This window comes from Thermaerobacter subterraneus DSM 13965, from assembly GCF_000183545.2.
Classification (GTDB): domain Bacteria; phylum Bacillota; class Sulfobacillia; order Thermaerobacterales; family Thermaerobacteraceae; genus Thermaerobacter; species Thermaerobacter subterraneus.
Genome location: NZ_JH976535.1, coordinates 1317106 through 1335137, shown reverse-complemented (window position 1 = coordinate 1335137; position 18032 = coordinate 1317106). Strand labels below are relative to the sequence as shown.

Here is an 18032-nt window from a genome sequence, read left to right as displayed (position 1 = left end):
ACCCCGCCCTCCGCCCCCCTCCACGCCCTCCAGGTCCGCCACCTCGGGCCGCCGGGCCGGGCTCGCGCGGCCAGAGCTCGGCCGGAGCGCGGCCGGCTCCTGCCCCGCGGTGGCCCCACGCTCCGGCCCGGTTCTTCCTTAGGAATACCGCCGCGGGGGTACGCGGATACTACGCCCGACCCAACGGGAAGGAGGCGGTTTCCCATGCCCGTGACCGACCAGTTCCAGCAGTTCACCAGGGAACTCTCCCAGCGCATCCAGGCCGCCCGGCAGGCCGGGATGTCCCAGCAGGACATCAAGGCGCGCGCCCAGCAGATCGGTGACTGGCTGGCGCAGGAGGTCGAACCCCGCACGCCCGAACAGCGGCTGCTCAAGGAGATGTGGCAGGTGGCCAACCAGCAGGAACAGGAGGCCATCGCCAGCTCCCTGGTGAAGGTCATCCAGCGCCAGCCGGGCATCAGCGGCTGAGCGCCCGGGCCGAGCTTCCATCCGGTGGCCCGCTGGCCCGCAATGCCCGGCACCCAGGACAGGGCGGGGGCCAGGGGGCGCTACCGGCCACCAGGACAGAACCCCGCCGGGGACCGGCACTGCCGGTCCGGCCCGAGGCCGGCGGGGTTTGCGTTGCCAGGGGCCCGGTTCCGTCCTCCCGCCGTTCCGGTGCCGCCGGTTGCGACGGCCGGTTGCTACGGGTAGGGGGAAGAGGACCCGGCGGGGCCTCCGGCCTGGGGCATTCACGCACCCGCCGCCCGCAGGCCGCAGGACTGGCGAATGATCAGGCGGGGGGCCAGGCGTTCGGGCTCCGCCCGGACGTCCCCTGCCTGCCGGCCGGCAGCGGCCCGTTGGGCCAGCGCCGCGGCCGCCTGCCGGGCCAGCTCCTCGAGGGGCGGCACGACGGCCGTGAGCCGGGGCCGCACCGCCCGGGCCAGCATCCCGCCGCCGTAGGCCACCAGGGCCACATCCCCCGGAACCGTCTTGCCCAGCTCCTCCAGGGCCTCGACCGCCCAGGCCGCCAGCTGGGCCGAGGCCGCGAAGAGGGCCGTGGGGCCGGGTTCCTCGGACCACCAGCGGCGGCAGGCCTCCGCCACGGCGACGGGATCGGGCGCCACCTGGGCGACCCGCTTCGGCGGCAGCTGGCGGCCGTTATGGGCCAGGGCCTGGCGAAAACCCCGCAGCCGCTCGCCCGCCGCCGGCGACTCGCCTGCCGGGCCCAGGAACGCCACCTCCTGGTGCTTGAGGTTCACCAGGTGCTTGCCGGCCAGGTATCCGGCCCGGTAGTTTTCCACCACCCACGTATCCAGCCGGCTGCCGGGAAGAACCCGGCCCGCGGCCACCGCCACCCGGCCTGCCACCAGCTTCCCCAGCTCCGGACCCGCGTCCCGGGCGGGCACCAGCAGCACAGGCTCGCCCGGGGGCAGGGCGGCCAGGCAGCGGATCTGCTCCGCCTCCCCGTCGGCCACGGGCCAGACGGCGACCCGCGGCCAGTGACGGCGCAGGGCGGCCACCAGGGCAGGCGGCAGGTCTTCCTCCTCGCCCTCCAGGCCAGGGGTCACCAGATGGACCACCGCGGCCTGGGAATCAGTTGCCGAGACCGTCAAGGCTCCCTTCCTCCAGCCCGGTCTTGAATCCCCATCGCTCCCAGGTTAGCCCACCCCGCCCCGGTGGACAACGGGCCGTCGCCGGGGCTGGACGGGCGGAATAATCGCTGACAGCCCCCCATATTCCTGTACCACGAGAGGAGGGTGCGGGTATGGAGCGACTCAATCGCCTCTGGGTCGTGGTCGCCGTCCTGGTGGTGGCCTTCATGGCCTACAGCGTCGGGGGCTGGCTCAACAACGTCCAGCAGACGATGACCACCGTCGACGACCTGATGGTGCGCATGACCCAGCTCGAAGCCCAGCAGGCCGAGATCTCCGCGGCCCTGGCGGGCGGTGGCGACCTGGCCGCCGGCTGGCCGGACCAGGGCAGCACCGGGGATGACCAGGCCGCCGGCGGGGACCAGACCGGCTCCACGGGTTCCGGGGGCCAGGCGGCCGAGCCGGCGGAACCCCAGGCCAGCACCGGCCAGACGGCCACCGTCACCACCCAGTACCTCAACGTCCGCGCCGAACCCACCCAGGAATCCACCCGGGTCGGTACCCTGGCCAAGGGGAGCACGGTCCAGGTCCTGGAGGAACAGAACGGCTGGGCCCGGGTGCGCTACCAGGCCAACGGCCGGACGTACGAGGGCTGGGTGGACGCCCGCTACCTGCAGCGCTGAGCCGCCCGGCCCCAGGCCGGACCCGGCCGTACCCCGGCCCCATCCGCCCGCGGCGCCCACCCCGGGACCAACCTCCGGCAGCACCGGGACGGAACCCAGCACCAGCCCCAGCCCCATCTCCCGCGGCCTCGTTCGGAGGCCGCATTCTTTCGGCCCTTGCTGCGCCGGACCGGTGTGCAGCGGGAAAGGCCAGCCGGGGGGCAGGCGGGCTCGCGCCCTGCCTGCCCCCCGGCTGGCTCCCGTGAGGCTCCACCGCCCGAACCGGCCTCCGGCCCGCACCGCAGGCCGGTCAGGCCGGTTCCACGGCAGAAAGCGCCTCTTCCAGGATCAGAAAGAGGTCGGTCACGCCGAAAGGCTTTTCCAGAATCCACTGCACACCGTAGCCGGCGGCAATCTCGTCCACACCCACGCTGCCGGTCATGAGCACGACCGGGACCTGCTTCAGCCGCGGGTCTCGGCGCAGGGCCCGCAGCACCTGGGCCCCGTTCATCCGCGGCATCACCCAGTCCAGGAGGATCAGGTCCGGCTGAACCTCCCGGGCCATCTGCAGCGCGGTCTGGCCGTCGCCGGCCAGCATGACCTGATAGCCCTGCTCGGCCAGGGCCAGCTGGAGAAAGGCGCGCACCGCGGGCACATCGTCGACCACCAGCACGCGGCGCCCGCCGCTGGGTTCTTCCGGCGGCACCCCCTCAACCTCCCCACCCGGCCCACCGTGGGTTTGCGCGGGTCCCGGCCTCTCGCCGGGCCCGTCCAGCTCCGCTCCGGGCCGGGACGTATCTTCCCATACAAACAGGGATACCGCCTGCCCCGGGCCGTTCCTGCCGGTGTCGAACGAAAGACAGGATTCGACACGCCGCCTGCAGGCGGCCTCCGCCCGGGCAGCCTACCGCGACGCGGGGCAACCGGCCCGGACACCGGGTCCAGCGGCCGGCAGGGGCAGCCGGCTCGGGGCTCCCGCTCCGACGCCGGGACGGCGCCGGCGGCTGAGGAGCCCCGCGGCTCAGACCGGGTGCACCGGGTTGTGGCGGGCGGGCCAATCCCGCCGGCGGTTCTCGTAGAGGGCGAAGCGCCGCACCAGTTCCTCGCGCAACCGGGCCGCCGGGATCACCTCGTCCACCACCAGGTCCGAGGCCATGCGGTAGATGTCGATGTCCCGGGCGTACTCCCGCCGCTTCTCGTCGATGAAGCGCTGGCGCTCCTCCCCCTCCAGCTGGGCGATGTGGTTGTAGTAGACGGCGTTCACCGCCGCCTCGGGTCCCATGACGGCGATCTGGGCCGTGGGCAGGGCCAGGCAGGCATCGGCGCCGAAGGCCGGGCCCGCCATCGCGTAGAGGCCGGCGCCGTAGGCCTTGCGCACGATGACCGAGATCTTGGGCACCTCGGCCTCGGAGACGGCGGCGATCATCTTGGCCCCGTGCCGGATGATGCCCTGCCGCTCCACCGCCGAGCCGATCATGAACCCCGGCACGTCGGCCAGGAACAGCAGGGGAATGTTGAAGGCGTTGCAGAGCCAGATGAAGCGGGCGGCCTTGTCGGCCGAGTCGACGAACAGCACGCCACCCCGCACCCTGGGCTGGTTCGCCACCACGCCCACGACCCGGCCGTCCAGGCGCGCCAGCCCGGTGATCAGCTCCGGTGCAAAGAGGCGCTTGATCTCGAAGAAGGAGCCCTCGTCCACCAGGCGGTCGATGAGCCGGTACATGTCGAAGGGCACGTTGGCGCTGGCCGGGATGATGCTGTCGATGGCCGGTCCCGGGGCGGGGGGCCGCGGCTCCGCCCGGGGTGGACGCTCCTCCCAGTGGCTCGGCATGTAGGAGAGGTAGGCTTGGGCGGCGGCGATGGCCTCCTCTTCGCCGGCGACCAGCACGTCGCCGCAGCCCGAGACGGTGCAGTGCATCCGGGCGCCGCCCATCTCCTCCAGGGTCACCTTCTCGCCGATGACCATCTCCGCCATCCGCGGCGAGCCCAGGTACATGCTGGCGTTGCCTTCCACCATGATCACCAGGTCGCAGAAGGCGGGGATGTAGGCGCCGCCGGCCGCCGAGGGGCCGAAGAGCAGGCAGATCTGGGGCACCACGCCCGACATGCGCACCTGGTTGTAGAAGATGCGCCCCGCGCCCCGCCGGCCGGGGAACATCTCCACTTGGTCGGTGATGCGCGCCCCCGCGCTGTCCACCAGGTAGAGCATGGGGATGCGCTGGCGCAGCGCCTGTTCCTGAATGCGCAGGATCTTCTCCACGGTGCGGGCGCCCCAGGAACCCGCCTTCACCGTAGAATCGTTGGCCATGACGGCCACCGGCCGGCCGGCGATGCGGCCGATGCCGGTGATCACCCCGTCGGCGGGCAGATCCCCCGCCAGCACGTTGGCTAAGGTGGCATCCTCCACCAGGCTGTCCGGGTCCAGCAACCGCCTGAGCCGTTCCCGGGCGAAGAGCTTGCCCTGCTCCCGGTTCCTGGCGTGATAGCGTTCCGGGCCGCCGCGGCGCACGGCAGCCAGCCGCTCCAGCAGCTGCCGGTCCAGCTCGCCGGTGCCGCCGGTCAATGGACTCCCCTCCCGCGCTCGACCGTGGCCTTGGCTGCCTCAGGTGTCCAGCTCGATGAGCACGTCGCCCTGGTTGACAAAATCGCCCGGCTGCACGCGCACCGCCCGGACGGTGCCCCCGGCAGGGCTGGCCACGGGGATCTGCATCTTCATCGATTCCAGGATCACCACGTCCTGGCCGGCCTCCACCGCCTGGCCTTCCTGCACCAGGACCTCCTGGACGATCCCGGCCATTTCCGCTTGAATCTGCACCTGCCGTCCCCTCCCGCTGGCCCGGCCGCCATGGCCGGCGAACGTCCCGCGAAAAAGCAAGGCCGGTGCCCGGGCACCGGCCTTGCCGTGCGTCAGCGCGAGTAGAACTCGACGATGAGGGATTCCTCGATGTCGATGGGGATCTCGTCCCGGGCGGGCACCCGCAGCAGCGTGCCCTGGAACCTCTCGGGCTCGACGCTCAGGTACTCCGGCGCCCGCTGGGCGTTCTCCAGGCTCTCCTGGATCAGGGGGATCCGGCGGCTCTTCTCCCGCACGGCGATCACATCGCCGGGACGAACCTGGTAGGACGGGCGGTCCACCTTGCGGCCGTTCACCTGGATGTGGCCGTGGACCACCAGCTGGCGCGCCGCCCAGATGGTCGGCGCAAAACCCATCCGGTAGACCAGGTTGTCCAGCCGGGTCTCCAGCAGCTGCAGCAGCCGCTCCCCCGTGTTGCCCTTGGACCGCTGCGCCCGCTCGAAGTAGCGCCGGAACTGGCGCTCCAGCACCCCGTACATGAAGCGAAGCTTTTGCTTCTCCAGCAAGCGGCGGCCGTACTCGCTGAGCTTCTGCCGCCGGCCCGGACCGTGCTGTCCGGGCGGATAGGGCCGCTTCAGGGCGGGGCACTTGGGCGACCCGCAGAGCGGCCGGCCCACACGCCGGCACATGGCGTGCTTGGGGCCCGTGTAGCGTGCCATCCAACCGACCTCCCGAGTTGCCAGCAGCCAAAGGCTATTTTATCCCATCCGACCGGTCTGGAAAGGGGCAATTTGCAGCCTTCCTTCAGGAGGTGCCGCGGAAGGTGGCCACGTGGCCGCGCCAGCGCTGGGCCTCCTTGTAGATGCAGCGGTTCATCACCACGGCGAGGCCGCCTTCGGCCGCAATGCGCGCCGCCTCCGGGCTCACCACGCCCTCCTGCAGCCAGAACACCCGGGCGCCGCGGGCCACCGCCTCCCGCGCCACCGCCGGCGCGTGTTCGGGCGCCCGGAACACCACCACCACGTCCACCGGGCCGGGCACCGAGGCCAGGTCGGGGTAGGCCCTCTCGCCCAGGATCTCGCTGGCCCGCGGGTTCACGGGCACGATCTTGTAACCCATGCGCTGCAGCTTGCGTGCCACCCGGTAGCTGGGCCGCCCCGGATCGGACGAGAGTCCCACCACCGCCACCACCCGGGCCCGGGGACCGCCGGGTTCGTCCACGGTGGCGCGGCCCACCACCTCGCGGATCACCCCTTCGTCGTTGAGCCGCAGGGTCGACACCGGGTCGCCGTCCCCCTGGGCCGGGGGCAATCCCGCGGCGGCCCGCAGGCCGCGGTCCAGGTCCGCCTGCAGGTCGGCCAGCCCCTCGATGCCCACCGACAGGCGCACCAGGTCGTCGGGCACGCCGGCGGCCAGCCGCTGTTCGGAAGTCAGCTGCTGGTGGGTGGTGGACGCCGGGTGGATCACCAGGGACTTGGTGTCCCCCACGTTGGCCAGGTGGGACCAGAGCGACAGGTTGTCGATGAACCGGCGACCCGCCTCCAGGCCGCCCTTGACGCCGAAGACGATCATGGAGCCGTACCGCCCGGGCCGCAGGTACTTCTGGGCCAGGTGGTGGGTGGGGTGGTCCGGCAGGCCGGGATAGGCCACCCACGCCACGGCCGGGTGCTCCTTCAGCCACAGGGCCAGGGCCAGGGCGTTCTCGCAGTGGCGGTCCATGCGCACGTGCAGGGTCTCAAGCCCCTGCAGGAATAGCCAGGCGTTGAAGGGACTCAGGCAGGCGCCCACGTCGCGCAGCAGGTGGACGCGCAGCTTGGTGATGTAGGCCAGCGTGCCGAAGTCGTTCCAGTAGGAGATGCCGTGGTAGCCCGGATCGGGTTCCACCAGCCTGGGGAACTTGCCGTTCCCCCAATCGAACCGGCCGGAATCCACCACCACCCCGCCGATGGAGGTGCCGTGGCCGCCGATCCACTTGGTGGCCGAGTGGACCACGATGTCGGCACCCCACTCGAAGGGCCGGCAAAGGTAGGGGGTGGCGAAGGTGTTGTCGACGATCAGCGGGATCCCGTGCTGGTGGGCGATCCGCGCCACGGCCTCCACGTCCAGCACGTCCAGCTTGGGGTTGCCGATGATCTCGGCGTAGATGCAGCGGGTGCGCTCGTTGATGGCCCGGCGGAAGTTCTCCGGGTCCGACGGGTCGACGAAGCGCACCGTGATCCCCAGGTCCTTGAAGGTGTTGGCGAACAGCTGGTAGGTGCCGCCGTAGAGGCTGGAGGAGGCCACCACCTCCTCGCCGGCGCGGGTGATGTTGGTGATGGCCAGCGTCGTCGCCGCCTGGCCGCTGGCCGTGGCCACGGCCGCCACGCCGCCCTCCAGGTAGGCCATGCGCTTTTCGAACACTTCCGTGGTCGGGTTGCTGATGCGGGTGTAGATGTTGCCGGGCTCGTCCAGGTTGAAGAGCTGGGCGGCGTGGTCGGTGTCCTGGAACACGAAGGACGTGGTCTGGTAGAGCGGCACGGCCCGCGAGCCCGTGGCGGGATCGGGCGCCTGGCCCGCATGCACCGCCAGGGTCTCGATGGAGTACTCGCGGAAGGGGTCGCGGCGGTCGGTCAAGGGGATCCCTCCTTCTCGATCGGCATTCCCGTTCCCCGCGCGGCCGCCGATTCCTGCCGGGACCCGGGGGCGGGCGCCGCCGCGGCCGCCGGCGGGACGAACCCGGCCCGGGCGCGCCCGTCCGGGATCGGCCGCCCGTCCGGGGCCGGCGCCCTCAGGGCCGCAGGTCGCTGCGGATCAGGGCGAAGACCTCTTGACGGCTGGCCACGTTCTCCCGGAAGAGCCCCCGGACGGCGGAGGTGACGGCATAGGACCCGGGCTTCTGGATGCCCCGCATGGTCATGCACAGGTGTTCGGCTTCGATGACCACCACCACGCCCCGGGGGTTGAGGCGCTCTTCGATGGCGTCGGCGATCTGGACCGTCAGCCGCTCCTGGAGCTGGGGCCGGCGGGACGCCACCTCCACCGCCCGCGCCAGCTTGCTCAGCCCCGTGATGCGGCCGTTGCGCGGCAGGTAGGCCACGTGGGCCCGTCCGTGGAAGGGCAGCAGGTGGTGCTCGCACATGGAGTAGAAGGGGATGTCCTTGACCAGGACCACCTCATCGTGGTCGGTCTCGAAGAACACGCTGAGCTCGTCGGCGGGATCGCGGCCGAGACCGCTGAACAGTTCCTGATAGGCCTCCGCCACCCGGCGCGGGGTGTCCACCAGCCCCTCGCGCCGGGGGTCCTCGCCCACCGCCTCGAGGATGTCGAGCACCGCGCGCTTGATCCGGTCCAGGTCGAATTCTTCAGCCCGTCGTGGCATGGGGCGTCCCCTTTCCTCGGTGAAGTCGGCACGGCCGGGCTCGTCCGGCCCGGCCGCCGCGGTACGCCCCCATTGTAGCCCAAAGGATGCCGGTCCCAGGCACCGGCGGCGCACCCCGGCCCGGGCGGCCCGTCCGGCCCGGCGCCGGCAGCCCGCGCCGCCTCCCGGAGCCGCCCCATCCCGCCGTCCCGCGGCGCCCCAGGCCAGGCCTTGACGGCTTGCTGGCCGCGGCACGACGCCGCCTCAGCCGCCGTGGATCCGCGCCACACACCACAGCACCACGCCGCCCAATCCGGCCTCCAGGGCCAGCAGCAGGACCAGCCAGCGGGCCGCCAGGGGAAAGCGCTCCATGCCCTGGGGATCCCGCAGCATGGCGGTCACCCCGAAGGCCAGGGCCGCCCCGGTGATCAGCATGCCTGCCGCCCCGGCCATCTTGGCCAGCAGCAGGCGCCCGTACAGGGTTCCGGGCAGCTCGGCCAGGGGCCAGGGCAGGGCCAGCATCCGGACGATGCCGCTGGCGACCACCGCTGTGGCGGCCACGACGGCCACCCCGTGGAACCGGGCCACCAGCTGCAACCACAGGCGCCGGCGCAGGAGGGGCGGCTGGCCGGCCAGGACGGGCGCCACCACCAGCAGCTGGTAGAGGACGCTGCCCAGCCACAGCACGGCCCCCAGGTCGTGCACCCAGACCCACCATGCCTTGGGCCCCATGGCGGGACATCCCCCCGCTGCACCTTACGAAGCGGGGCGGGGGTTGAGAACAGCCAACGCGCTTCCCATCGCTTTGCGCCCGCGACCCGTAATCTCACGGGCCTGGCGGCCGCCGTCGCCGGGAGTGGCCCGGAGATGTCAAACGCCCGTGGAAGGGATGGAAGACGTGCCGCACCGCAGGCGATCCCGGAGGAAGCGGAAGCCCACCGGCGCATGGCCGGGTGAAGACCGGCACCGCCGATCCACAAGGATCGGCTGCCTGACCCAGCCTGCCGGCGCGGGAGCCCGGGGTCCCGGTTACGGGACGGGACGTTCCGCAAGGGTCACCCCGCCTTCTCCGGCCTCTTCGGCCCGGGGAGGCCAGGGCCGGACCGTCAGTTCTTCCCGCTCGCCGTACCGGGCCAGGTCGATCCGCAGCACCGCTCGCCGGGCCTGCTCCTGCCCACCTTCCCCGTACCACTCCCGGACGAACTCATCCACCAGCGGGTCAATGTATACCTCCGCTGCCGGCACCGCCGGCTGGGGCGACCCGGCCGCCGCGCCTGCCGCCCGGGCGGCCACCGGCCCCGCGGCACCGTCGCCCGCCGGGAGCGGCCCACGGCCTGGGGCGAGGCCGCGGTCGGATTCCCAGCCCGGGCCGGCGGGCCCGCCGCCGGGGACCGCCAGGGGCACCGTCACGGCCCGGAAGTCACCGCTGGGCGGAGGCCCCAGGTGCACCTCGGGAGGCAGGTTCGGCGAACAGCAGCCCGAGACCAGGAACGCTTCCACGGTGAGGGTGTAGTTCAGTTCCGGCCGCCGCGCCAGCTCGCGCGCCGCAAAGGCCGCGGCCTCCGGCGTCAACTGGACGCGCACGCTGTCACCTCCCCAGGGAGCGGGGTCCTTTCGCCGGGCTCCGGGATCCCGCCCCGGCCCGGCCGGAGGCCCTCCTCCTTGTAGTACAATGTTTCCTGGTAGTCATGTCGATTGCTCGGGACGAAGGAGCGTGCAGGGCGATGGCGACTGCGACCCCATCTCTCACCCGGCCCGTGGAGGTTCCCCGCGACCGTTTTGAGCAGGAGGTCCTGCAGCACAAGGGGCAGGTCCTGGTGGAATTGTGGCGGCCCGGGAAGGACACGGAGTTCTTCACCCGGGCCCTGGCCGAACAGGCCCAGCGGCATCCCGAGGTCAAGCTGGTCCGGATCAACGTGGACGAGTACGGCGACCTGATCCAGGAATACCACCGGCGCCGGGCCATCAACCAGACCTACGACCTGGCCCACGTGCCGGGGGTCGCCCTCTTCCGCAACGGCAAGCTGATCACCACCATGAAGCCGCTGATCGTCAACTCCGACCCCGAACTGATCGCGTACAACGTCCGCCGGCAGCTGGACGTGTTTCTGGCCAAGTTCGTCGAGGACGTGAAGACGTCCGTCCCCACGGACGAGTCCGATGCGCCCGGGGGCGCTGCGGGGGGCGACGCGGGGGGCGCCGCCGGCGACAAGGACGCCAAGATCAAGGCCGCCCTGGAGAAGGCGGCCCGGCTCAAGGCCGAACGCGCGAAGCAGAAGGCCGCGGCCGGCGAAGGCGGGAGCGCCGGTAAGGCAGCGACCGCCCAGGGCGAAGGGGCCGGCGGCGACCAGGCGGGTCCGGCGGCCGCAGGGCGGCCGCGGGCTGCGGCCGCCGGCGACAGGGACGCGCGGGTGCAGGCGGCCCTGGAGAAGGCGGCCCGGCTCAAGGCGGAGCGGGCCAAGCAGCAAGCCGCGACCCCTGAGGCCCAGGGCGGTGCGGCCGTCGCGGGTGAGAAGCCCGCTGCGGAAAGCACCGCCGAGGCCGGCACGGCCGCACCGGCGGGAGATGCCGGGAGCGACAAGTCCTCCTGACGGGCCCGCCGGTCGCCCCGGGACGCCAGGGACGGGGCGCCCGGGCGGGCAACACCGATCACCTGCCGGCCGAGCCAACAGCGCCCGGGGCGGGGACCCGCCGGTCCCCGCCCCGGGCTTGTTCGTCCGGCGGTGTCCCCCGCAGGGCTTCCGCAGGGTCGCCCGACCCATCCTGCCCGCCGGCCCGGTCCCGGCCGGGATCAGTCGATCCGCTCGTACGCCGGCAGGGTGAGGAACTCGATGAACTCGGGGCTCAGGGCCACCAGCTCGAAGAGCTCCCGGGCCTCGTCGAAACGTCCCCCGCGGAAGAACTCGTCCCCCACCGCCCGGCGGATGGCCTCCATCTCCTCATCCGCCACCTTCCGAACCAGCTCGGCGGTGATGGCGGGACCGCCGTCGATCCGCGCCCCGTGGCGGGTCCACTGCCAGACCTGGGCGCGGGCGATCTCGGCGGTGGCCGCGTCCTCCATCAGGTTGAAGATGGCCGCGGCGCCGTTGCCCCGCAGCCACGACGCCAGGTACTGGATGCCCACGCTGACGTTGTTGCGCAGGCCCTCCTCGGTGATGCGCCCGCCGGGGACCCGGACGTCCAGCAGGTCCTGCGCCGAGACCTGCACGTCGTCCCGCTGGCGTTCCACCTGGTTCGGCCGGGCGCCCAGGACCCCGTCGAAGACCTCCATGGCCACGGGCACCAGGTCGGGGTGGGCGACCCACGTGCCGTCGAAACCGTCCCCTGCCTCCCGGATCTTGTCTTCCCGCACCCTGGCCAGGGCCACCTCGTTCACCTGGGGATCCTTGCGGCTGGGGATGAAGGCCGCCATGCCGCCGATGGCGTGGGCCCCGCGCCGGTGGCACGTCTTGACCAGCAGCTCGGTGTAGGCGCGCATGAAGGGCACCGTCATGGTCACCTGGGCCCGGTCGGGCAGAAGGAAAGCGGGATCGTGGCGGAACTTCTTGATCACGCTGAAGATGTAGTCCCACCGCCCGGCATTGAGCCCGGCCGCATGATCCCGCAGCTCGTAGAGGATCTCGTCCATCTCGAAGGCGGCCAGGATGGTCTCGATCAGCACCGTGGCCTTGATGGTGCCCCGGGGGATGCCTAGGGCGTCCTGGGCCAGGTTGAAAACGTCGTTCCAGAGCCGCGCCTCCAGGTGGCTTTCCAGCTTGGGCAGGTAGAAGTAGGGGCCCGTCCCCTTCTCCAAAAGGCGCCGGGCGTTGTGGAAGAAGTACAGGCCGAAGTCGAAGAGGCTGGCGGATACGGGCTCGCCGTCGACCAGGACGTGCTTCTCTTCCAGGTGCCAGCCCCGCGGGCGCACCACCAGGGTGGCCACCCGTTCGGCCAGCCGGTAGATCCGGCCGTCGGGGCTCGTGTACTCGATGGTCCCCGCCACGGCGTCGATCAGGTTGATCTGCCCCTGGATGCAGTTGTCCCAGGTGGGTGTGTTGGCGTCTTCGAAGTCGGCCATGAAGACCCGGGCCCCGGAGTTCAAGGCGTTGATCATCATCTTGCGGTCGACGGGCCCGGTGATCTCCACCCGGCGGTCCTGCAGGTCGGCGGGCACCGGCGCCACCCGCCAGTCGCCTTCCCGGACGGCACGGGTCGACTCCAGGAAGCCGGGCCGGACCCCCGCTGCCAGCTCCTGCTGCCGCTCGGCGCGGCGCCGCAGCAGGTCCTTGCGCACGGGATTGAACTCCCGCTGCAGCCGTGCCACGAAGGCCAGCGCCTCCGGGGTCAGGACCTGGTCGTACCGCTCCCGGACTGGACCCCGCACTTCGATGCCGTCAAGGGACGCCATGCCCATACCTCCTTCTCGGTTCGCCGGTGACCCCGCCTCGCTCGCCGCCCTGCCCCATCCTCCCAGAGAGGGCCCTCCCATCCGGCCGGTCCGGGGGTTGCCGCCGGGCGCCCGGAGGCCGGGGCCCGGAGGCCCCGCCATCGGGTGCCGGGTTCGACCGGCTTGGCGGCAGGACCCGGCCGGGTGGTGGTTTTTGACATCGGCGCTTGTCTCCGCTTCGCGGCCGGTGACAGCCGTTCCTTCCCCCCGGCGCCAGGAGCCGCCCGCAGGGGGCAGGCGGCCGCCCCCGGGGGGTGAACGGCAGGGCGGTGGGGGAGGCGGCCATCCACCCGAGCGCCTCCCCCATCCGCCGAGCCCCTGCCACCCGCCCGCCCCGCTCCCCCGTCAGCCGCCGAAGAGCTGCCGCAAGACCTGCTGGCCCGTCTGGTACACGAAGAAGGCGTAAAAGGCCGAGAGCAACACCAGGCCCAGGCGCGACGGCCAGCCGGGGCGCAACTCGGGCGGAAGCACCCGGGTGTTGAGCCACAGCAGCGTGAGCCCGCCGAGAACGAAGGCGACGCCGGCCATGTTGGCCACCAGCAGCACCAGGGTCAGGGGGTTGTACGCAAACAGGATGGCGAGCCACACGGTGATCACGGCCATGATGATGTAGTAGACGACCCGGATGTCGTTGCGGGTCCAGCGCCCCAGGCCGGCGGACCACAGGGTGTCCGTCAGGTGCCGCACCACGGCGTCGGTGGCGCTGATCTGGGTACCCCACAGGACCCAGAAGCCGATCAGCAGCACCCAGACCCAGCCGAGCCCGCCGATCACCTGCGAGACCGCATGGGCCTGGATGGCTGCGACGTCGTAGTTCCCCTTCAGGGGCGTGCCCGGCTCGATGAGGCCCACCGCCAGCAGCACGCAGAGGTACATGCCCAGCAGGCAACCCCCGCAGTAGAGGGTCCACTGCTCCCAGCGGCTGTACCGGAGCCACTCCCGGAACCGCGCCAGGCTCTCGGCCGTCAGGTCGAAGATCTTGCCGGTGGGCGAGACCTCCACCTTGCGCCCGCCCACCAGGGCCGGGATGTAACCCACCTGGCTTCCCATGCCCCAGCCGCGGTCGCGCATCCAGTTGGAGGCGGCCATGTTCAACACGCCGCCGGTGGCGGCGTAGGCGGCGAACCCGCCGATGAGGGTCCAGTCGACCCCGCCCCCGGATCCCGACGGCAGGTACCCGAACTGGAAGAACCCGGCCGCCACGCGGCCCCACCACTCCAGGGGCACAAGCCACAGGTCGAGGACGATCAGGCTGGTGAAGATGAAGGCCACGGCAAAGGTCGAGACCCGGGCCAGGGTCCGCTCGACCCGGGAGCCGAAGGCCATCACCAGCATGACCAGCAGCATGGCCAGGATCCCGTAGACCAGCACCAGGCCCCGATCCGCATCCGTGGGCAAGCGCCCCAGGTGCAGGGCGGCCAGGGCCGTGGCCGACGACGCCGCCCACCCGGGCGACACCGAGAGCAGGCAGATGAGCGCCCACACCGGCCCCCACACCCACCGGCCGGGCCAGAGGCGCATCAGGCCGGGAATGATGGACTCGCCGGTGGCCAGCGTGTAGCGCTGGCACTCCAGGTTGAACACCGTCTGCAGCACGGTGGCCACGGTGGCGATCCACAAGAGCGCCGGGCCGTACTGGATCACCGAGCGCGGGCCCAGGAGCCACTCGCCGCTGCCGATGGAGATGCTGATCAGGATGGCGCTGACCCCGATCATGCGGATGAAGTTTCGGAAGTTGAAGGGCGGCGGCGCCGGGAGCTCGCCGATCTCCATCGGCGGGCCGTAGCCCATGGGGACGGTACGAACAGCCTTCGCCACGGTTCACCCCTCCCTGGGCGGGGCATCCCGATGCCTCAGGCACAGGGTTCCTGCCCCGCGCTGTGGTCCGCGGAGGGCGTCACCGGACACGGCCGGTGGCCGGGCTCCGCATCTTGGGCCGCCGGCCCGTCCCCCAGCGGGCCGGCGCGAGCCCTTCGAGGCCGGCACGAGCTGTGCCGGCCCGGTCCCGGTTCCTCTCGCTTTCCGCCCGCTCTGTACCTCCCGCTCCTGGCGCCGGGTCGCGCCCTGCCGGTCTCGGAACCCCTTTAACGGGCCCCCGGCCGCCAGAGGCACCCCCCGCCCGGCGTGCACCCCTGCCCGGGGTACACCCTGCACCGCACCCGCCCGGCGGCCCGGCAACCAGCCCGCCCGCCGGGGGCGGTCGCTGGAGGAACCCGGCCCGGCATCCCCCCTTTCCCGGCATCGCCCGCCTGCTCACCCCTATGCCTGGCCGGCGGGCGCCACCACCTTGCCGGGGTTGAGGATCCCCAGCGGATCCAGCATCGCCTTCAACGAGCGCATCCAGCGGACGCCTTCCTCCCCGTGCTCGGCCACCAGGTACCGGATCTTGCCCATGCCGACCCCGTGCTCGCCGGTACAGGTGCCACCCCGCGCCAGGGCGTCTTCCACGATGCGCCGGTTGACGGCCTCGGCACGGGCCACCTCCGCGGGGTCCTCGGGGTCGACCATGAAGGTGACATGGTAGTTGCCGTCGCCCACGTGCCCCAGGACGGCGGCTTCCAGGCCGTGTTCTTCCGCCACCTGGCGGGCGAAGCGGATGCTGGCGGGCAGCTGGGAGAGGGGAACGCAGACGTCGGTGGCCATCATGCGCCGGCCCGGGGCGGCTGCAGCGATGGCCAGGGCCGCCTGGTGGCGGGCCTCCCAGAGCTTTTCCCGGGCCGCCGGGTCCGTCTCGAAGGTGAAGTCCACGGCGTCCTCCAGGGCCGCCAGCTCCCGGGCCAGGGCCACCTCCTCCCGGACGGCCGCCTCGGTGCCCGCGAACTCCAGAAACAGCGTGGGCCGCTCAGGGTAGGCGGTGCCCTTGTAGCCGTTGACCGCCCGGATGGTGGCGGCATCCACCAGCTCGACCCGGGCCACGGGCACGCCGGCCCGGATCAGGGCCACCGCCACCCGGGCCGCCGCCTCCACGTCGGGGAAGCTGGCCCGGGCAGCCAGCACGAACTCGGGCAGCGGGTAGATGCGCAGGATGGCTTCCGTCACCACCCCCAGGGTGCCTTCGGACCCCACGAAGAGGGCGGTCAGGTTGTATCCGGCCGAGGACTTCACCGCCCGGCTCCCCGTGCGGAGGACCCGGCCCCCGGCCAGCACCACCTCCAGACCCAGCACCTGGTGCTTCATGGCCCCGTACCGGACGGCGCTGGTCCCGCTGGCGTTGTTGGCGATCATGCCGCCGATGGTGGCGTCGGCGCCCGGATCCACGGGGAAGAACAGGCCTTCCCGGGCCAGGCGCTGGTTGAGCCGCGACCGGGTGATGCCCGGCTGGACCCGGACCAGGAAGTCCTCGGGCCGCACCTCCAGGATGGCGTCCATCCGGGTGAGATCCAGGCTGATGCCCCCGGCCAGGGGCACGGTGTGGCCCTCCAGGCTGCTGCCCACGCCGAAGGGCACCACCGCCACCCGGTGGCGGGCGGCCCATTCCAGGACCGCCTGGACGTCGGCCGTGGATTCGGGATAGACCACGGCGTCGGGCAAGTGGGGCGGGTGGTAGCTGAAGTCGCGGCTGTGGTGCTCGCGGGCTGCCCGGCCGGTGGTGACCTTGCGCGGGTCCCCGAGCCGGGCACGGAGCTCCTCCAGCTGCTCCGGGCCGGGCCGGTTCAGCGGAGGCTGTGACGACGGTTGCGACGCGGGGGAGTCGAACACGCCCCATCCTCCCTTCTCGTGCTCACCGGCCGGGAAGGCTTGCCGCCGGCCGCCGGTCCCGGGGGCCGGGACCGCCTTACGGTGCCGCCGGGAGGGCCTGGTACGCTTCGGCCAGCAACTGGACCGTATGGACCACCGGCACCGGGAGGCCCGCCTGTTCCAGCCCCTGGCGGATCTGCACCAGGCAGCCGATGTTCCCCGTGGCCACGGCTGCGGCACCGCTGCGGCGGATGCTGGCCACCTTGCGCTCCTGCAGGACCCGGGCCACCTCCGGGTGCTCCAGGTTGTAGGTGCCGGCGGAGCCGCAGCAGAGGTCGGGTTCGTCCAGCTCCACCAGCTCCAGGTTGGGGATGGCCGCCAGCAGGCGGCGGGGGGCCGTGCGGATCCCCTGGCCGTGGGCCAGGTGGCAGGCGTCGTGGTAGGCCACCCGGAGGGCGGCCGGCAGGGGGCCCGGTTTCCGAGGCCCCAGCTCGTCGAGGAACTCGGCCACGTCCCGGACCCGGGCGGCCAGGCGGCGGGCGGCCTCCTCCTCGGGGTGCCCGGCGAAGAGGTGTCCGTACTCCTTCATGGCCGAGCCGCAACCGGCGGCATTGACCACCACGGCGTCGATGTCCGCGGGAAAGGCCCGCAGGTTGACGGCGGCCAGGCGCCGGGCCTGCTCCAGCTCGCCGGCGTGCATGGGCAGGGCCCCGCAACAGCCCTGGGCGGCCGGGACCACCACCTCCACCCCGTTGGCGGCCAGCACCTGGGCGGTGGCCCGGTTGATCTCCGGTGCCAGCACCTGCTGCACGCAGCCCGCCAGCAAGACGACCCGGGCCCGCCGGGGCCCGCGGGCCGGGATCACCGGCGGCAGCGGATCCGGCGGAGGCACGCGGGGCGGGGTGAGGGCCACAACGGCCGCCAGTTGCCGGGCCAGCTCCCCGCCCCGGGAACGGGCCGGACTTTCGCCGGCGGGCTCGCCGGGTTCTTCCCCGGGTGCGACCGGAACCTCCTGCGGGGCCTCCCCCTCCGCCCGCTTCCCCGGCCTTGCCCGGCCCTCCAGCCAGGCGGCCAGCAGGGGCCGGGCGGCGGTCGCCAGCGCCAGCGCCCGGCGGAAGCGGCGGGGATGGGTCAGGGTGGCCAGCAAGACCTGCCGCAGCCGGCGCTGCATCCAGGGGCGAGGAGCCTGTTCCTCCCGCAGGGCGCGGAAGGGGGTCAAAAGCTGGCCGTACTGGACCCCCGAGGGGCAGGCGCTTACGCAAGCCAGGCAACCCAGGCACCGGTCCACGTGCTCGCTCACGCTGCCCGCCAGGGGCAGGTGGCCTTCCAAGGCTTCCTTCATCAGGTAGATCCGGCCCCGGGGCGAGTCCATCTCCTCGCCCAGCACCAGATAGGTGGGGCAGGCGCTCAGGCAGAAGCCGCAGTGGACGCAGGCATCGACGGCTGCTGCCATGGCCGGCCCGGCCGGTCCCAGTTGCTCCACGGGAATCTGGTGCTGCAACGGTCTGCCCCCCTCTCGCCGCAACCCGCGCCATGTCCCGAACCGGCCGCCGCCGGGAAG

At 72.5% G+C, this 18032-nt stretch carries 16 protein-coding genes; 3 read left to right on the top strand and 13 right to left on the bottom strand.

Annotated elements, in window-relative coordinates; genetic code table 11:
• Positions 1 to 204: 204 nt before the first annotated feature.
• Complete coding sequence (locus tag THESUDRAFT_RS05520) at positions 205 to 468, top strand: DUF3243 domain-containing protein (RefSeq protein WP_006903759.1); 264 nt, start codon at positions 205 to 207, stop codon at positions 466 to 468.
• A gap of 263 nt (positions 469 to 731) precedes the next feature.
• Here the strand turns inward: THESUDRAFT_RS05520 and THESUDRAFT_RS05515 are convergent, their stop codons facing one another.
• The gene (locus THESUDRAFT_RS05515; protein WP_006903758.1) at positions 732 to 1595 is read right to left on the bottom strand and encodes a substrate-binding domain-containing protein; all 864 of its coding nucleotides are present in this window, start codon (positions 1593 to 1595) and stop codon (positions 732 to 734) included.
• Between the two features lie 152 nt (positions 1596 to 1747).
• Between THESUDRAFT_RS05515 and THESUDRAFT_RS05510 the strand changes: the two genes are divergently transcribed.
• Positions 1748 to 2257 (top strand): SH3 domain-containing protein, encoded by a 510-nt coding sequence (locus tag THESUDRAFT_RS05510; protein ID WP_006903757.1) that lies wholly within the window; start codon positions 1748 to 1750, stop codon positions 2255 to 2257.
• A 289-nt stretch (positions 2258 to 2546) separates the two neighbouring features.
• On the opposite strand, the gene THESUDRAFT_RS05505 is transcribed toward THESUDRAFT_RS05510, so the two are convergent.
• The 8 genes from THESUDRAFT_RS05505 to THESUDRAFT_RS05470 all read right to left on the bottom strand — a co-directional run bounded on the left by THESUDRAFT_RS05505 (position 2547) and on the right by THESUDRAFT_RS05470 (position 9951).
• A complete protein-coding gene (locus THESUDRAFT_RS05505) occupies positions 2547 to 2942 on the bottom strand; it encodes a response regulator (RefSeq protein WP_006903756.1) in 396 nt (131 codons plus the stop codon).
• Between the two features lie 315 nt (positions 2943 to 3257).
• Positions 3258 to 4799: an acyl-CoA carboxylase subunit beta gene (locus THESUDRAFT_RS05500; protein WP_006903755.1), complete on the bottom strand. Its 1542-nt coding sequence runs from the start codon at positions 4797 to 4799 to the stop codon at positions 3258 to 3260.
• 39 nt (positions 4800 to 4838) lie between these two features.
• Positions 4839 to 5051 carry an acetyl-CoA carboxylase biotin carboxyl carrier protein subunit gene (locus THESUDRAFT_RS05495; protein WP_006903754.1) on the bottom strand — a complete coding sequence of 71 codons (213 nt, stop codon included), beginning with the start codon at positions 5049 to 5051 and terminating at the stop codon, positions 4839 to 4841.
• A 92-nt stretch (positions 5052 to 5143) separates the two neighbouring features.
• Positions 5144 to 5749: a 30S ribosomal protein S4 gene (rpsD, locus tag THESUDRAFT_RS05490; RefSeq protein ID WP_006903753.1), complete on the bottom strand. Its 606-nt coding sequence runs from the start codon at positions 5747 to 5749 to the stop codon at positions 5144 to 5146.
• Positions 5750 to 5834: 85 nt separating this feature from the next.
• Positions 5835 to 7643 carry a PLP-dependent aspartate aminotransferase family protein gene (locus tag THESUDRAFT_RS05485; protein WP_006903752.1) on the bottom strand — a complete coding sequence of 603 codons (1809 nt, stop codon included), beginning with the start codon at positions 7641 to 7643 and terminating at the stop codon, positions 5835 to 5837.
• A 154-nt stretch (positions 7644 to 7797) separates the two neighbouring features.
• On the bottom strand, positions 7798 to 8388 hold the full coding sequence (gene folE, locus THESUDRAFT_RS05480; RefSeq protein WP_006903751.1) for a GTP cyclohydrolase I FolE: 591 nt from the start codon (positions 8386 to 8388) through the stop codon (positions 7798 to 7800).
• A gap of 243 nt (positions 8389 to 8631) precedes the next feature.
• The gene (locus tag THESUDRAFT_RS05475) at positions 8632 to 9099 is read right to left on the bottom strand and encodes a CopD family protein (protein WP_006903750.1); all 468 of its coding nucleotides are present in this window, start codon (positions 9097 to 9099) and stop codon (positions 8632 to 8634) included.
• A 297-nt stretch (positions 9100 to 9396) separates the two neighbouring features.
• Positions 9397 to 9951 carry a hypothetical protein gene (locus tag THESUDRAFT_RS05470; RefSeq protein ID WP_006903749.1) on the bottom strand — a complete coding sequence of 185 codons (555 nt, stop codon included), beginning with the start codon at positions 9949 to 9951 and terminating at the stop codon, positions 9397 to 9399.
• Positions 9952 to 10091: 140 nt separating this feature from the next.
• Between THESUDRAFT_RS05470 and THESUDRAFT_RS05465 the strand changes: the two genes are divergently transcribed.
• A complete protein-coding gene (locus tag THESUDRAFT_RS05465) occupies positions 10092 to 10958 on the top strand; it encodes a thioredoxin family protein (protein WP_006903748.1) in 867 nt (288 codons plus the stop codon).
• Positions 10959 to 11158: 200 nt separating this feature from the next.
• On the opposite strand, the gene aceB is transcribed toward THESUDRAFT_RS05465, so the two are convergent.
• From aceB to THESUDRAFT_RS05445, 4 genes are all read right to left on the bottom strand, one after another.
• Positions 11159 to 12754, bottom strand: coding sequence for a malate synthase A (gene aceB / locus THESUDRAFT_RS05460; RefSeq protein ID WP_006903747.1), 1596 nt, complete (start codon positions 12752 to 12754; stop codon positions 11159 to 11161).
• Between the two features lie 384 nt (positions 12755 to 13138).
• A complete protein-coding gene (locus THESUDRAFT_RS13700; protein WP_006903746.1) occupies positions 13139 to 14611 on the bottom strand; it encodes an Nramp family divalent metal transporter in 1473 nt (490 codons plus the stop codon).
• A 441-nt stretch (positions 14612 to 15052) separates the two neighbouring features.
• Positions 15053 to 16492 carry an FAD-binding oxidoreductase gene (locus THESUDRAFT_RS05450; protein WP_006903745.1) on the bottom strand — a complete coding sequence of 480 codons (1440 nt, stop codon included), beginning with the start codon at positions 16490 to 16492 and terminating at the stop codon, positions 15053 to 15055.
• Between the two features lie 76 nt (positions 16493 to 16568).
• Positions 16569 to 17972: a (Fe-S)-binding protein gene (locus THESUDRAFT_RS05445; RefSeq protein ID WP_006903744.1), complete on the bottom strand. Its 1404-nt coding sequence runs from the start codon at positions 17970 to 17972 to the stop codon at positions 16569 to 16571.
• Between the last annotated feature and the right edge of the window lie 60 nt (positions 17973 to 18032).